The sequence below is a fragment of the Pseudomonas sp. UBA5706 genome (assembly GCF_002419965.1).
In the GTDB taxonomy this organism is placed as follows: domain Bacteria; phylum Pseudomonadota; class Gammaproteobacteria; order Pseudomonadales; family Pseudomonadaceae; genus Aquipseudomonas.
Window position 1 is genome coordinate 1 of the sequence record NZ_DIHC01000001.1, and the last position, 15,316, is coordinate 15,316.

Below are 15,316 nucleotides of genomic sequence, written 5' to 3' on the forward strand. Positions count from 1 at the left end.
TTTTTACCGGACACTAGTGATACGGGGCATGGGAACGATCATATATTCACCCGTAATCAGCGACTCACACGCCACGCCCGTGATACTCGACGCCGAGCATCCAGATCGGCATTCCCACGCGGAGCATGGGAATGATCATATAACCAAGCTCGCTCCCGCGAGGATAGGGCTGTAAACTCGCGCGATTGCTGTCTGGAGTAACTTATGCGCGAAGAGTTGAACCAAGGCCTGATCGACTTCCTCAAGGCCTCCCCCACCCCGTTCCACGCCACCGCTACCCTCGTGCAACGCCTTGAAGGCGCGGGCTATCAGCGCCTTGACGAACGCGAGCCGTGGTACACCGAACCCGGCGGGCGCTACTACGTCACCCGCAACGACTCCTCTCTCATCGCCTTCAAACTGGGCCGTTTGTCGCCCCTGATCGGCGGCATTCGCCTGGTCGGCGCTCACACAGATAGCCCCTGCCTGCGGGTCAAACCCCAGCCGGAACTGCAACGCCAGGGTTTCTGGCAACTGGGCGTCGAAGTCTATGGCGGCGCCCTGCTCGCCCCGTGGTTCGACCGTGACCTGTCGCTGGCCGGCCGAGTGACCTTCCGTCGTGACGGCAAAGTCGAAAGCCAATTGATCGACTTCAAGCTGCCCATCGCGATCATTCCTAACCTGGCCATCCACCTCAACCGCACGGCCAACGAAGGCTGGCCGATCAACGCGCAGAACGAGCTGCCGCCAATCCTCGCCCAAGTGGCCGGCGACGAGCGCGCCGACTTCCGCGCCCTGCTGACTGACCAGCTGGCACGCGAGCATGGCTTGAACGCCGACGTGGTACTCGATTACGAGCTGAGCTTCTATGACACCCAGAGTGCAGCGGTCATCGGCCTGAATGCCGACTTCATCGCCGGTGCACGCCTGGACAACCTGCTGTCCTGCTTCGCTGGCCTGCAGGCCCTGCTCAACGCCGATGGCGATGAAACCTGCCTGCTGATCTGCACCGACCACGAAGAAGTGGGCTCGACTTCGGCTTGCGGCGCCGACGGCCCGATGCTGGAACAGGTGCTGCAACGCCTGCTTCCCGAGGGCGACGACTACGTGCGCACCGTCCAGAAGTCGTTGCTGATCTCCGCTGACAACGCCCACGGTGTACACCCCAACTACGCCGAGAAGCACGACGGCAACCACGGCCCGAAACTCAACGCCGGCCCGGTGATCAAGGTCAACAGCAACCAGCGCTATGCCACCAACAGCGAAACCGCCGGCTTCTTCCGCCATTTGTGCATGGCCGAAGAAGTACCGGTGCAGAGCTTCGTGGTACGTAGCGACATGTCCTGCGGCTCGACCATCGGGCCGATCACCGCTGGCCACCTGGGTGTTCGTACGGTGGACATCGGCCTGCCCACCTTCGCCATGCACTCGATCCGCGAGCTGGCGGGCAGCCAGGACCTGGCGCATCTGGTGAAGGTGCTGACGGCGTTCTATGCGAGCGCCGAATTGCCCTGACTGACGTACCGTTTTGTCGCGGTACAGCTTGCCGGCGGTAACGTGCTAGAACACGCCAACGCCGGCAGACCGGTCTGCCACAGACCAGCGCTCGCGGTATCCGCCAGACGCTAGCTACTATTAAAGGCTCTGCCGAATCGAGGTCGACTGCCCGGTGATTGTCCCTTCCCGTTCCTGCTCCCTGCTGCGTGTGTTGTTGATATGTCTGCTGGTCTTGTCTCCCGTTGCGCTGACCCAGGCTGCCGGCCTGCCCAGCCTGCTCAACGGCCAGAAAGCCCAGCCCCAGGCGCAGGAGCCTTTGGGCCAGTCGCTGGATGAAGTCATCACGTCGCTGGAAAACGATCAGCAGCGCAGCAAACTGCTGGACGACCTGAAGAAACTGCGCGACGCCACCAAGAAGGCCCAGCCCAATGCCGAGCAAGGCGTGCTGGGATTGATCGGTGGCACGCTGTCCGAGTTCGAACAGCAGTTCACCGGCGAAGACAGCCCGCTGAGCCGCTGGGGCGACGAGGTAGCGCTGGCCGAGCAGGAACTGGTCGCGCTGCTGCTGCCCGCCAGCCAGTGGTGGCCGATCATCTTCAGTTTTGCCGTGGTCATCGCCCTATGGAGTCTGCTGGCCGCCGCGTTGATCTGGCTCAGCCACCGGTTGCGGGTGCGGTTCGGGCTGTCGGAAGAATTACCGCAACACCCGCGGCCTACCGATATGCTGCGCTTTGCCCTGCGCAAACTGGGCCCATGGCTGATCGCGCTGATCATTACGATCTACCTCAGTTATTCCCTGCCGCCATCACTGGGTCGCGACCTGGCCATGGTGCTGGCTTACGCGCTGGTGGTTGGAACGTTGTTTTCGGCCATCTGCGTGATCGCCTTCTCCCTGCTCGACGGCCCCCATCGCCATCAGGCGCTGTACATCCTGCGGCATCAGGCGTTTCGCCCGCTGTGGTGGATCGGCAGCTTTGCCGCATTCGGTGAGGCGCTGAGCGATCCACGCCTGGTCGCCAGCCTTGGCGTGCATCTGGCGCACACCGCAGCGACCCTGGCCAACGTCATGGCGGCGATTTCCACCGGGCTGTTCATCATCCGCTTCCGCAGGCCGATCGCCCATCTGATCCGCAACCAGCCGTTGTCGCGGCGCCTGAAACGCCGGGCGCTAAGTGACACCATCGAGATCCTGGGCAGCTTTTGGTATCTGCCCGCGCTGGTGCTGGTGGGCGTGTCGCTGTTCGCGACCTTCTTCTCGGCGGGCGACACCAGCACCGCCCTGCGTCAGTCGCTGATCTGCACCGTGCTGCTGGTGCTGTGCATGGTCATCAACGGTCTGGTGCGGCGGCACTCGCAAAAACCGGCCCATGGCCACAAACGTCATGCCTTGTATTCCGAGCGCCTGAAAAACTTCTTCTACACCGTTGCGCATCTGCTGGTATGGCTGCTGTTCATTGAATTGGGCCTGCGGGTCTGGGGCCTGTCGCTGATCCGCTTCTCGGAAGGCGACGGCCATGACATCAGCGTGCGCATCGCAGGGCTGGCGACCACGTTGATATTCGCCTGGCTGGTCTGGATTCTCGCCGACACCGCGATTCATCACGCCCTGACCCGTTCGCGCAAAGGCCTGGCCAACGCCCGCGCGCAAACGATGATGCCGCTGATCCGCAACGTGTTGTTCGTAACAATCCTGATCATCGCCGTGATCGTCGCGCTGGCGAACATGGGCATGAACGTGACCCCACTGCTGGCCGGTGCCGGCGTGATCGGTCTGGCCATCGGCTTCGGTGCGCAGTCGCTGGTCGCGGACCTGATCACCGGGCTGTTCATCATCATTGAGGACTCGCTGGCCATCGATGATTACGTGGACGTCGGTGGGCACTTGGGCACGGTCGAAGGGCTGACCATTCGCACGGTCCGCCTGCGCGACATCGACGGCATCGTGCATACCATTCCCTTCAGCGAGATCAAGAGCATCCAGAACTACTCGCGCGAGTTTGGCTACGCGATCTTCCGCATCGCGATCCCGTCGAACATGAACATCGACGACGCCTTGAAGATGATTCGCGACGTGGGTCAGAAGATGCGCACCGATCCCCTGCAACGCCGTAATATCTGGTCGCCGCTGGAGATTCAGGGCGTGGAAAGTTTCGATGCGGGCAACGCAATCCTGCGCGCACGCTTCAAGACCGCGCCGATCAAGCAGTGGGAGGTGTCCCGTGCATTCAACCTGTCGCTCAAGCGTTACATGGACGAAGCCGGGATGGACCTGGCAACACCGCGCCTGAACGTGCAAGTCAGCACCAGTGCCGCACGTGTCAGTAACGTTCGCGGGAAAAAGGATGAGTCGGCGGGTTAAGCGTAGAGCCAAACCCTGTAATGGTCCGGCTTAACCGCTACAGGTGTTTAACGTAAGCCATCCGGCATCACGGCGTCGCCGAGGCGGCAGAGCCTTGTTTGAGCCTCGCTGCAAGCGCGGCTTGTTGGCCGCATAATACGCCGCCACCACCTCGTCGGCAGAGCTTGCACGCGCATCCATCATCATCTTCGTACGCGCGCGCGTATCAGCGCCCTCTGTATCGTAGCCCAAGCGCCGGAACAGGGTTGACAGTGCATTGATCCGCGCATCGTCAGCGGCGGCGATCTCGATCGCGACCTCAACGGATTGCAAGGCCCAACTGCGCACGGCGAATTCGAATTGCGAGTCGAAGAGTTCAGGGTTCAGGGTTCAGGGTTCAGCCAGCACTCGAACACGTTGAGAATCGCCTCGGTGATGTTTTCCGCGTAGCTCTCAGACTGCTTGACCATGCCGCCGGTGTTCTTGTCTTTCCATCGCGCCAGCAGCGCGGCGAGCAATTGTTCGCGGTCCTGAAAAACCAGTAGAAGCTGGTGCGAGACAGGTTCAGGCGCTAGGCCAGCGACATGACGCGAACCGCGTCGACACCCGACTCCTTCAAGGCATCGTAGGCGGCCTCCAGCCTGCCCTCTGGCGCCCCCCGCCAACCGCACTGCTGGGGTTTGCGTGGTTGCCTGCCAGATACCGACATGTGATGTCGCCTTTGTTAGAGCGTGAGTGAGCGAACTGTACGCGCCTGATTCTTGTACAACCGTGTACATCAGGCTGACGGGTAGGATCATTTTTCACCATCAGACCCCACCACCGCACTCACATGAATTGCGTCATGTCGCCAATACTCCAGATCACAATCGATCAGGCGCCCGCGTTGATCGTGGTTGACCCGGGCAATGCGCAGGCCAGGACTGCCGATGGACACTTTCAGCGCCGCCGCCGCTTCCACAGGCAACGCCGTGGGCACCATCTCGAAACGCACCTGGCCGTAACGAATGTCGTAATGACTGGCATACAGTTCGGTCAGTGACTGATCGAGATCGAAGGTCAGTATGTGCGGGAAATATTCCGGGTTCAGGTAATGCTCGACATACAGCACCAGGCGCTCATCGATCCGCCGTGCGCGACAGATCTGGATCACGCTGGACAGTGCGGGCAGTTGCAGCAAACCGCAGATCGCCGCTGACGCAGGTTGCAGCCGTGCCGAGATCACCTGAGTGGCTGGCACCCGGCCCTGCGCCTGAACCATGGCGTGGAAATGGCTGCGGCGCATCAGGTCATAGGCCAGCCGTGGTGGCGATATGAACCAGCCTCGGCGTTCCTCCCGGTAGATCAGGCCTTGGGCTTCAAGCTGCACCAATGCCTCGCGCAGGGTAATGCGCGTGGTATCGAACAGTTCACTGAGCCTGCGCTCGGCAGGCAATTTGCTGCCCGGCGGCAACAGACCGTGCTCGATCTGTTCCTGCAGGGCGTTGGAGATCATCGTCACCGCTCGAGGCACATCCTGGCGCATTGCGTTACCTATCTGGACTAGACCAGCGCTATTCGGGGGCAAGGTGCACAACCGAATGACCCGTTTCAGCGCTCTAGAGCCTAGGCAGCCTAGATGACTGTTAGATGACAAGCCAGATTGGTCTTCTCTAGAGGCCTGCCGTCCAAAAGACATTAGCCTTTTCGGATCAGGGACTTGGGCATGGTCTACGCTTACTTCACAGCCGCAGCCGACGCTTGCGATTGCACCAGCAAAAGTCGGTCCAGACACGAAAATGTCATGTAACTGGCCTAACTTGGCTCAGGTATTGCTGACCTAGACCAACCCACCAGATATACCCACCCGCAACGAACACTACCCCGACCCGTTGCACATCAATCGTCGGGAAGTGCACGAAGGAGCTTCGGATGAAAAACCTTTTGCTGGCATCACTCCTGGGTTCGGCCATTGCGCTGAGCACATCGGCCATGGCCGCCAATACCGACCTTGAGACGCTGGAAACTGCGGCCAAGGCCGAAGGGGCAATTAACAGCGTGGGCATGCCCGACGACTGGGCCAACTGGAAAGGCACCTGGACGGACCTGACCAGCAAATACGGCCTGGTGCACATGGATACCGACATGAGCTCGGCACAGGAAGTGGCCAAGTTCGACGCGGAAAAAGACAACGCCAGCGCCGACATCGGTGACGTGGGCGCCGCTTTCGGGCCTATCGCCACGACCAAGGGCGTGACCCAGCCTTACAAGCCGACCACCTGGGACCAGATTCCGGATTGGGCCAAGGATAAGGACGGCCATTGGGCACTGGCCTATACCGGCACCATTGCCTTCATCGTCAACAAGAAGCTGCTGCACGGCTCCGAAGTGCCCAAATCCTGGGCTGATCTGAAAACCGGTAAATACAAAGTCACCATCGGCGACGTCGGTACCGCAGCTCAAGCGGCCAATGGCGTGCTGGCCGCGGCGATTGCCATGAAAGGCGACGAAACCAACATCGCACCCGGCCTGCAGCTGTTCACGGAACTGGCCAAACAAAAACGCCTGGGCATCAACAACCCAACCATTCAGACCATGGAGAAAGGCGAAGTTGAAGTCGGCGTGGTGTGGGACTTCAACGGCTTGAGCTATAAGGCCAAGATGAACAACCCGGATGACTATGTAGTACTGATCCCCTCCGACGGCTCGGTGATTTCCGGTTACACCACCATCATCAACAAATACGCCAAGCATCCGAGTGCCGCCAAACTGGCGCGTGAATACATCTTCAGCGATGCGGGACAAATCAACCTGGCCAACGGTAACGCCCGCCCGATCCGTGCCGAACACCTGAAGCTGGCGCCTGAAGTACAGGCCAAGCTGCTGCCCAACGAGCAGTACAAGGGTGTAACGCCGATCAAAAACGCCGATGCCTGGGAAAAAACTTCGAAGGCCCTGCCGCAGCAGTGGAACGAGCAAGTCATCGTCGAGATGCAGTAATTTGCGCCGGTCGTGTCACGGATGACACGCCGCTGTTAAGCCTATTGAAATGAGCCTGTCGCAGGCCGATCGGGTGGCGTGCCGAGGCCGGCATGCCGCCCGATCGGGCTGCTACACGGCGCTGTCCAAGCCTTGCAGCACGGAATTTGAACGCTCCTCGGAGAGGCCATGAAACACAACGTCATCCTGATCCTGCTGGACGGCCTGAGCTACAGCGTGGCGCAGCATGCGATGGGGCATCTGCTGGCTTACCGGAACGCAGGCCGGGCCGCCCTGTACAAGCTGGAATGCGAATTGCCAGCGCTGTCCCGACCGCTTTACGAATGTATCCTCACAGGCGTTGCACCAATCGACAGCGGCATTGTGCATAACCACGTATCGCGCCTTTCCACTCAGCGCAGCGTCTTTCATTACGCCACCGGCGCCGGGCTCACGACCGCCGCCGCGGCCTATCACTGGGTCAGCGAGTTGTACAACCGCAGTCCGTTCATCGCGGCCCGCGACCGGCACACCAACGACGCCGAGCTGCCGATCCAGCACGCTCACTTCTACTACCTCGATCACTACCCTGATTCCCATCTGTTCGACGATGCCGAGCACTTGCGAACAGCACACCAGCCGGACTTCCTGTTCATTCACCCGATGAACATCGACGATGCGGGCCACAAACACGGCCTGGACAGCCCGCAATACCGCAACAGCGCACGCTCGGCTGATGTCATCCTCGCCGAGTACCTGCAGCGCTGGCTTGATGCGGGCTATCAAGTGCTGGTGACCGCCGACCACGGCATGAACGACGACCGCTCGCATAACGGCATCCTCCCCGAGGAACGTGAAGTACCGCTGTTCGTCATCGGTGATGCATTCAGTCTCGATCCGGGGGCAAAACCCAAACAGACAGAGATTTGCGGAATGGTGTGCGAACTGCTGGGCGTGCCCCACGACAAACCTGTCTGCACAGAGGTGCTCAAGTGAACTCACACAGTCGTGGCAAATGGCTGGGGCTGTTGTGCCTGGTGCCGTTTGCGATTTTCTTCATCGCGTTCCAGATCGCGCCGCTGGCGTGGGTCGCCATCAACAGTCTGCATTCGGACGCTGGCTGGGGTCTGGAGAACTTCATCAAGGCGTTCAACTCGCGCTTCTATCGTCAAGCGATGCAGTACAGCCTGGAAATCAGTTTCTGGTCGAGCCTGATTGGCATCGTGATCGCGATACTTGGCAGCTACTCACTGCGTAAAGTGCCTGGGCGGCTGCGGGATTTCGTCAGCGCCTTCGCCAACATGACCAGCAACTTTTCCGGCGTACCGCTGGCCTTCGCCTTCATCATTCTGCTGGGTTTCAACGGCGCGCTGACGCTGATTCTCAAACAGGCAGGGATTATCGACGACTTCAACCTTTATTCGAAAACTGGCTTGATCATCCTCTACACCTACTTCCAGATTCCCCTTGGCGTGTTGCTGCTATACCCGGCCTTCGATGCGCTGCGTGAAGACTGGCGCGAATCGGCGTCGCTGCTGGGCGCCAGCGGCTGGGACTTCTGGCGGCATATCGGGATTCCGGTACTGACCCCGGCCCTGCTCGGCACCTTCGTCATACTGCTGGCCAACGCGCTGGGCGCCTACGCAACGGTGTATGCGCTGACCACCGGCAACTTCAACGTATTGCCGATCCGCATTGCCGCCATGGTCGCTGGCGACATTACGCTGGACCCGAACATGGCCAGCGCCCTGGCGATGATTCTGGTGGGCATGATGACCCTGGTGACCCTCGTTCATCAGTGGCTGTTGAAGAGGAGCTACCATGTCTCGCGCTGAACACGGCCCCGTCGGGCTGTACCACCGCGTGGTGGTGTACATCCTGTTCCTGATTCTGCTGGCGCCGCTGCTGGGCACCTTCGTGTACTCGATCGCCACCAGTTGGTCGGCAACGATTCTCCCCGCCGGGCTGACTTATAAATGGTACGTGGCGTTGTGGAGCGATCCGCGTTTTCTGATGGCCTTCGCCCAATCGCTGCTGGTCTGCGTTGGCGCGCTGATCCTGTCGGTGGTGCTAATTCTGCCGCTGCTGTTTGTGGTGCACTATCACTTCCCGAAACTCGACGCGCTGATGAACATCCTGATCCTGCTGCCGTTCGCCGTACCGCCCGTGGTGTCCTCAGTGGGCCTGTTGCAGCTTTACGGTTCCGGGCCGCTGGCGATGGTCGGCACGCCTTGGATTCTGATCGGCTGCTACTTCACCATCGCCTTGCCATTCATGTATCGGGCAATCACCAACAATTTGCAGGCAATTAACCTCGTCGACCTGATGGACGCCGCGCAATTGCTCGGCGCCAACACGTTTCAGGCGGCGTTTCTGGTGGTGCTGCCGAATCTGCGCAAAGGCCTGATGATCGCCTTGCTGCTGTCGTTCTCCTTCCTGTTCGGCGAGTTCGTGTTCGCCAACCTGCTGGTGGGCACGCGTTACGAGACGCTGCAGGTCTACCTTAACAACATGCGTAACAGCAGCGGCCATTTCAACAGTGCGCTGGTGATTTCCTACTTCCTCTTCGTGTTGCTGCTGACCTGGGCGGCCAACCGACTGAACAAGGACAAAGACTGACATGAGCTTCGTCACTGTCGAAAACCTGCAAAAGAACTACGCCAGCACCGCCGTCTTCAGCGATATCAACTGCGTGATCAACAAGGGCGAATTCGTCACCTTGCTCGGTCCTTCCGGCTGCGGCAAATCCACCCTGCTGCGCTGCATCGCCGGGCTGACCTCGGTCACCCGCGGCAGGATCTTTCTCGATGGCAAAAACATCGTTCCGGTGTCAGCGCAAAAACGTGGCATCGGCATGGTGTTCCAGAGCTACGCGCTGTTTCCCAACATGAACGTGGAGCAGAACGTCGCCTTCGGACTGCGCATGCAAAAGGTCAGCGCCGAAGAAACCAGGCAACGCGTCGCCGAAGTGCTGAAGATGGTGGAGCTGAATGAACTGGCCAAGCGTTATCCGCACCAGATGTCCGGTGGGCAATGTCAGCGCGTAGCGTTGGCGCGCTCACTGGTGACTCGCCCTCGCCTGTTGCTACTGGATGAGCCCCTGTCGGCACTGGACGCGCGGATTCGCAAACACCTGCGCGAACAGATTCGCGCCATTCAGCAGGAACTGGGCCTGACGACCATTTTCGTGACTCACGATCAGGAAGAGGCGCTGACCCTGTCCGACCGCATCTTCCTGATGAACCAGGGCCGGATCGTGCAGAGCGGCGACGCGGAAACCCTGTACACCGCGCCGGTCGATGCATTTGCCGCAGGCTTCATCGGCAACTACAACCTGCTCGAACCGGATGACGCCAGCCGCCTGATGCAGCGCCCGATCAACAGCCGCGTGGCGATCCGCCCGGAAGCGATTCAACTGAGCCTGACCGGCGCCCTGGAAGGCGAAGTGCGCAGCCACAGCCTGCTGGGCAATGTGATTCGCTATCGCGTGCAGGCACATGGCGTGGAACTGGTGGTCGACGTGCTCAACCGTTCGGCCAACGACTTGCACCCCAACGGTCGACGCGTCACCCTGTACATCGAAGCGTCGGCGCTGTGTGAAGTCGCTTAAAAAGAGTAGCGATGAGTGACGAGCTGCAAGCCACAAGAAAAAGCCGGATAACTGCGGTTCCCTCTTGCAGCTCGCCGCTCGAAACCTGCCACTGTGCGCCGTACACCGGCCCCATCGACAATGTTTTAAGGAGCGCGCGCATGGCGCTAGCCATTTTTGACCTGGACGAAACCCTGATTCACGGCGACTGCTCAAGCCTCTGGAGCGAGCAGATGGGCCGGCTGGGCTGGGTCGATCCCGAGTCGTTCATGAACAAAGACCATGAGCTGATGGAGGCCTACAGCAAGGGCGAGCTGGCGATGGAGGACTACATGGTCTTCAGCCTGGATCCGATGATTGGCCGCACGCCGCAGGAGGTGGAGTTCCTGGTGGGCCCGTGGGTCGAGGACTTCATCGAGCCGATCATCTTCAGCGACGCGACCAAAGCCATCGCTCAACACCGTGCCGCCGGCGACCGCATCCTGATCATTTCCGCCTCCGGCGTGCATCTGGTAAAAGCCATCGCCGAGCGCATCGGCGTCGATGACGTGCTGGCCATCGACCTGGACACCACCCACGGTGTCTACAACGGCAAGACCACAGGCGTGCTGACCTACCGCGAAGGCAAGATCACTCGCCTGCTGCAGTGGCTGGATCAGGAAGGCGAAAACCTCGAAGGCGCGAGTTTCTATTCCGATTCGCGCAATGATTTACCGCTGCTGCAGAAGGTGGACTTTCCCCATGCAGTCAATCCCGACCCTGCGTTGCGCGAGGCTGCAGAAGAGGCCGGATGGCCGATTCATCACTGGAAATAGCGCGCCAAGGCTGAACCGGTTGCGCAGAAAACGGCCCGACCAACGGTAGCAAAACCTGTCATTTCTAACAGTAGGCAAAATTCCCGAAGCGGCGCTCAATGACTTCTACGAGCAATCGACAGGAGTCAGATGCCATGGTCACATCATCCACGCAACTTTCCCGATTCTCCAACGCCGCCGGCGCGGCGACCGAAGTGGACATTTTTGAAGGCGACACATTCCAGCAACGGGTGCCTGTCAATGCCGACGGCACATGGTCGGCAACACTTTCGGCATTGTCTGTGATGCGCCATGTATTGACGGCCAGAATTGCCGAGATTATTTCCGAGCCAAGAATCTTCTCCGTCGAGGAGGCCATACCGCCGCTTGTACTGGATACTTCGCCGGTCACACTGCAGACAATGCTCTATGTAATCACCAGTGGTAGCGTATCCACTCTTCCAACCTATCCAAGTGGCTCAACAGTCACTCGCACCGCCTCGGGCGGGCGGCCAAGTTATACCTACCTTTCATCCAACAGTGCGGTTGCAGACGTTTCTGCAAATGGACTGGTCAGCCCTCGCAGCAATGGCACCGCCACGATCACCGCCCGCGATGGCGTTGGGCAGTCCAAGAGCTACTCCGTCACGGTGCTTAACGTCTGGAAGGCCGAATACATCGGTGACTTTATCTACAGAGGTGCCACAGGCTACCAAAAACCAGGAGGGCATCTACCGACCCGAGCCGAAGTCGCGGCAATCGGCGCTCAGTTTACAGGACGATGGGAGGCCACTGGTGCGCCGGCCAAGCTGTATTGGACCAGCGAATTAGCCGGCTCAAGTGCCATTGGCTCTTACTACTGGCTTAGGCACCCGACGACGGGGCAGGAAGCCTCCAACCTGACTAATGGCGTATTCCCGGTATTTTCCGTGTTCCCCAAAAACACATGACGTCGCGCAGTATCGGTTGCAGTAGATGTTCGATCTTCGCGCGCAGCTTCAAAAGCTCGGCGCCTCAAACTGCCCTCGCTGCCCACTGATGCGACCTTGGCGGCATAAGCCTGGCTGCCGAGCTTCAAAAGGTACTTGCACCATTGTGCTGAAAGTAGCCCTGGTTCCCGCCGGCAGAGGCGCTTAAGGCATCGACCGACCAACTGAATCCATGGCCTCGCCCAGCTGCTACCGTTCCGAGCCACGCGCACTGTGGTCAATGGCTGCTTCCTGGACCAGACAGGGCGGATTTTACATAGCCGACGCACCACAGAGGTTTCAGGGAAGCGACGGCAATCACCACACCGAGGTTGCACATTTGAGGAACATCAGCGTCCTGGACTGTCCCGTTCAATTGACCCAGCCGACCAACGGCAGCAAAACCTGTCATTTCTGACAGTAGGCAAACTTCCGTAAGCGGCGCTCAATGATTTCTGCGATCAACCGACAGGAGTCCACCGCAATGGCAACCACCCCCCGCAACACCTCGAGTTCCTCCGCTTCGACCTACGTCGCAGTCCCGCCCGAAATTCCTGGTGGCATCCGCCTGGGCACCCCGCCTGCCGACCCTGGTGAAGATCTGTGGGGAGTCAACCATGGAGCGGCGCTGGATAACTTTCCCAAGCAAGGGCTGCAGTTATACATCCCGCCCTGGGCCCGCATGGCCGCAGGGGACAGCTTCACTGTGTGGATGGACAACATACAGGTAGCCGGTGAACGCGTTATGCCCGGCCAGGTAGACCAGCGTGTCACCACCTTTATTCCTGCTGGGTTACTGCAGGGAGGTCCTCAAAAAAAAACCCTTCAGTACATCCTGATACGCCTGTCTCAGAACCCAGAAAACTCTGCCGAGAGAAACATTTACGTCAAACTCGATCGTCCCGGAGGACAAGATCAGGACGGAGATATTCCCGGGCATTCCGAACTGAGATTTTCGCTGCCCGACGAAATAGTCAACGATGGCGTAGACGCTGACGCTGCGAAAAAAGGCGTGCAAATCACTGTTCAGCCTTATCCGAACATGGCTGAGCTTGACGAGGTAAACTGTCCTGGGGTGGCGTGTTCGTCTACCACCTGGTGCAAAAGGAGCAAGTCGGCGAGCCGATCGTCATCATCGCCAATGAAGACACTATCAAGCAAGCGGGGGACTCGGGGGCAAACGGCCTGGCCGTGACCTATGAAGTGTATGACGTGGTGCACAACCGCTCGGAAGACTGGGCGGCGGAGGTTCGCATCGTCGTCGACGCGGGTAATTCGCGCCTGACAATCCCATTGGTCAAAGACACCATGAACAACGTTCTGGACCTGGACAAGTTGGGCGATCAGCCTGCAGTCGTTCAGATCATCGCATTGAGCAGACGCGGTGTGCTGAGCGCAGAGCTTCAGAGCCAGTTTGAAGCGTCGATCTCCAGTGCGTCCTTGGGCCGGGAAACGCTGGACAGTGTGCTCACCGTCAACGCCGACTTCAATATAGGCGACAAAATCGTCGTGAGAGTAAGGGGTACGACGCTTGAAGGCATCGAGGTCGATCACGAAGCGCCGGAAAAGATCGTGGATAACTTGCCATCCATTTACGAAATACCGATTCCCAATTCCATCGTCCGGCAACTGGCCAAAACTCAGGTCGTGTTTTCTTACCGCGTGATCCACCAGGACAATTCTGAAGCCCAATCAAAAGGCGCGTTCATTCAGGTCATCGGCGAGCCTGTGCGCATGGCGGCACCGATTGCCAAGGACGCGGCACAGGGCGCCATCGATCCCGACTTGACAAGCACTATCGTCGAAGTGCCGTGGGACGACAGCATGGCTGCCGGTGATGTGATCATCCTGAAGTGGGTGGGCACCCGTCCGGATCTTACCGTCTATGATCCGCAGCTACCTATCAAAACCATCACCAATGGAGAGGCCGCCAGCAAACAACCCCTCCTCTTGCTGGTCGAGGGTAGGCATTTGAAAGCTATTGAAGGCGGCACGCTGGAGCTGTATTACCAGTTGGGATCGTACGTCGATGGCTCTACCGTCATTCGCGAATCACTCCGCCTCCCGCTATTACACGTGGGCGAACCCAGAGCCGAATTGCCAGCACCCACTGTCTCTGGCGTGGTCGATGGCGTGATGGACCCGGGCCTGCTGCTGGCCACACTGACCGTACCGGTTTACACCCACAAAGCCGTCGGCGACGAGGTGCACCGCCTGTGGAATGGCAGTCAAAGCGGCCAGGACGCAGACTGGGTAACAGTCAACGAGTATACGAAAGACCTTCCTACCCCGTTCACCATCAGTGGGTCGTTGATCAAGCCAAACGAAGGCGGCAGTGTCCAAGCCTCCTATTGGGTGATTCGCAAAGAAGGTAACCGGCGCAGTGATTCGGACTTGACCGTCTTCAATGTGGGAGCGCCTGTAGGAGTCGATCCGCCCACTGTCAGCAGTGTTAAAGATTCAAACGGCACCGAAATTCCGGAAATGGGCAGCACCTTTGATACCAGCGTTACTGTCACAGGCACCGCACCGCCCAACCAGGAAGTTGAGGTCTTCGATAGGGATGTCACCAAAGGCAAGGCCACGGCCAACTCAAGCGGCGATTGGAACAAACAACTAACCGACCTGGCCACGGGCAGCCATGCCGTCAAGGCGGTGGCGCAATACGGCAACGGCGCGCAATCGCCCGTGCGCAGCTTTACGGTCGCTGTGGCGGTGACACCCACCATCAGCAGCATCAAAGATTCGGCTAGCGTCGAAATTCCCGCCAACGGATCCACCTTCGATACCAGCGTCACCGTTACCGGCACGGCAGCGGCCAATCAACAGGTCGAGGTGTTCGATGGCCAGGTTTCCAAAGGCACGGTCACAGTCAGTGCCAGCGGTACCTGGAGCAAAGCGCTGACCACGCTGACCGCAGGCAATCATGCCATCAAGGCGGTCGCGCAGTATGGCAGTGGCGTGCAATCGCCCGTGCGCAGCTTTACGGTGATCAGCGTTTCGGCCATTGCCATTAGGGATGTCAAGGACTCCAGTGGCGTGTCGATACCCGCCGGAGGCAGTACCACTGACACAACGGTTACCGTCTCAGGCACCGTCACCTATTCCTGAATAAAGGAACCATCAGGCAGCGAATGGGGGGCAGCAATTGCCCCTCTCTGCCCTGCACCCGCCGGTACACGAAAGCAATGAG

General features: G+C 59.4%; 12 protein-coding genes and 1 pseudogene. 11 read left to right on the top strand and 2 right to left on the bottom strand.

Features of this window, described 5'->3' with window-relative positions:
• Window positions 1-204 precede the first annotated feature (204 nt).
• Together B3I26_RS00005 and B3I26_RS00010 are read left to right on the top strand one after the other, a co-directional pair.
• Entirely contained in the window at window positions 205-1,494 is a 1,290-nt protein-coding gene (locus B3I26_RS00005; RefSeq protein ID WP_296254125.1) for a M18 family aminopeptidase, read from the top strand.
• A gap of 154 nt (window positions 1,495-1,648) precedes the next feature.
• Entirely contained in the window at window positions 1,649-3,835 is a 2,187-nt protein-coding gene (locus tag B3I26_RS00010) for a mechanosensitive ion channel family protein (protein ID WP_296254126.1), read from the top strand.
• A gap of 189 nt (window positions 3,836-4,024) precedes the next feature.
• Here the strand turns inward: B3I26_RS00010 and B3I26_RS00015 are convergent.
• Window positions 4,025-4,523 (bottom strand): annotated as a pseudogene (locus B3I26_RS00015) (TetR/AcrR family transcriptional regulator); the annotation flags it as partial.
• Between the two features lie 87 nt (window positions 4,524-4,610).
• The gene (locus B3I26_RS00020) at window positions 4,611-5,339 is read right to left on the bottom strand and encodes a UTRA domain-containing protein (protein ID WP_296254127.1); all 729 of its coding nucleotides are present in this window, start codon (window positions 5,337-5,339) and stop codon (window positions 4,611-4,613) included.
• 386 nt (window positions 5,340-5,725) lie between these two features.
• Here B3I26_RS00020 and B3I26_RS00025 point away from each other — a divergent pair, with 386 nt between their 5' ends.
• From B3I26_RS00025 to B3I26_RS00065, 9 genes are all read left to right on the top strand, one after another.
• The gene (locus B3I26_RS00025) at window positions 5,726-6,793 is read left to right on the top strand and encodes an ABC transporter substrate-binding protein (RefSeq protein WP_296254128.1); all 1,068 of its coding nucleotides are present in this window, start codon (window positions 5,726-5,728) and stop codon (window positions 6,791-6,793) included.
• 168 nt (window positions 6,794-6,961) lie between these two features.
• A complete protein-coding gene (locus B3I26_RS00030; protein ID WP_296254129.1) occupies window positions 6,962-7,768 on the top strand; it encodes an alkaline phosphatase family protein in 807 nt (268 codons plus the stop codon).
• A complete protein-coding gene (locus B3I26_RS00035; RefSeq protein ID WP_296254130.1) occupies window positions 7,765-8,607 on the top strand; it encodes an ABC transporter permease in 843 nt (280 codons plus the stop codon). Before B3I26_RS00030 ends, B3I26_RS00035 begins: the two co-directional genes overlap by 4 nt.
• Window positions 8,594-9,391 (top strand): ABC transporter permease, encoded by a 798-nt coding sequence (locus tag B3I26_RS00040; protein WP_296254131.1) that lies wholly within the window; start codon window positions 8,594-8,596, stop codon window positions 9,389-9,391. The genes B3I26_RS00035 and B3I26_RS00040 overlap by 14 nt, the downstream gene beginning before the upstream one ends.
• Before the next feature lies 1 nt (window position 9,392).
• Window positions 9,393-10,382 (top strand): ABC transporter ATP-binding protein, encoded by a 990-nt coding sequence (locus B3I26_RS00045; protein ID WP_296254132.1) that lies wholly within the window; start codon window positions 9,393-9,395, stop codon window positions 10,380-10,382.
• 140 nt (window positions 10,383-10,522) lie between these two features.
• Window positions 10,523-11,176: an HAD family hydrolase gene (locus B3I26_RS00050; protein WP_296254133.1), complete on the top strand. Its 654-nt coding sequence runs from the start codon at window positions 10,523-10,525 to the stop codon at window positions 11,174-11,176.
• 134 nt (window positions 11,177-11,310) lie between these two features.
• On the top strand, window positions 11,311-12,105 hold the full coding sequence (locus B3I26_RS00055) for an Ig-like domain-containing protein (protein ID WP_296254134.1): 795 nt from the start codon (window positions 11,311-11,313) through the stop codon (window positions 12,103-12,105).
• Between the two features lie 502 nt (window positions 12,106-12,607).
• A complete protein-coding gene (locus B3I26_RS00060) occupies window positions 12,608-13,318 on the top strand; it encodes a hypothetical protein (protein ID WP_296254135.1) in 711 nt (236 codons plus the stop codon).
• Window positions 13,204-15,234 (top strand): hypothetical protein, encoded by a 2,031-nt coding sequence (locus tag B3I26_RS00065; protein WP_296254136.1) that lies wholly within the window; start codon window positions 13,204-13,206, stop codon window positions 15,232-15,234. The genes B3I26_RS00060 and B3I26_RS00065 overlap by 115 nt, the downstream gene beginning before the upstream one ends.
• Window positions 15,235-15,316 lie beyond the last annotated feature (82 nt).

Coding starts and splice junctions, on each gene's coding strand:
- B3I26_RS00005 (WP_296254125.1), top strand. CDS start 205: ATGCGCGAAGAGTTGAACCAAGGCCTGATCGACTTCCTCAAGGCCTCC.
- B3I26_RS00020 (WP_296254127.1), bottom strand. CDS start 5,339: ATGCGCCAGGATGTGCCTCGAGCGGTGACGATGATCTCCAACGCCCTG.
- B3I26_RS00025 (WP_296254128.1), top strand. CDS start 5,726: ATGAAAAACCTTTTGCTGGCATCACTCCTGGGTTCGGCCATTGCGCTG.
- B3I26_RS00030 (WP_296254129.1), top strand. CDS start 6,962: ATGAAACACAACGTCATCCTGATCCTGCTGGACGGCCTGAGCTACAGC.
- B3I26_RS00040 (WP_296254131.1), top strand. CDS start 8,594: ATGTCTCGCGCTGAACACGGCCCCGTCGGGCTGTACCACCGCGTGGTG.
- B3I26_RS00045 (WP_296254132.1), top strand. CDS start 9,393: ATGAGCTTCGTCACTGTCGAAAACCTGCAAAAGAACTACGCCAGCACC.
- B3I26_RS00050 (WP_296254133.1), top strand. CDS start 10,523: ATGGCGCTAGCCATTTTTGACCTGGACGAAACCCTGATTCACGGCGAC.
- B3I26_RS00055 (WP_296254134.1), top strand. CDS start 11,311: ATGGTCACATCATCCACGCAACTTTCCCGATTCTCCAACGCCGCCGGC.
- B3I26_RS00060 (WP_296254135.1), top strand. CDS start 12,608: ATGGCAACCACCCCCCGCAACACCTCGAGTTCCTCCGCTTCGACCTAC.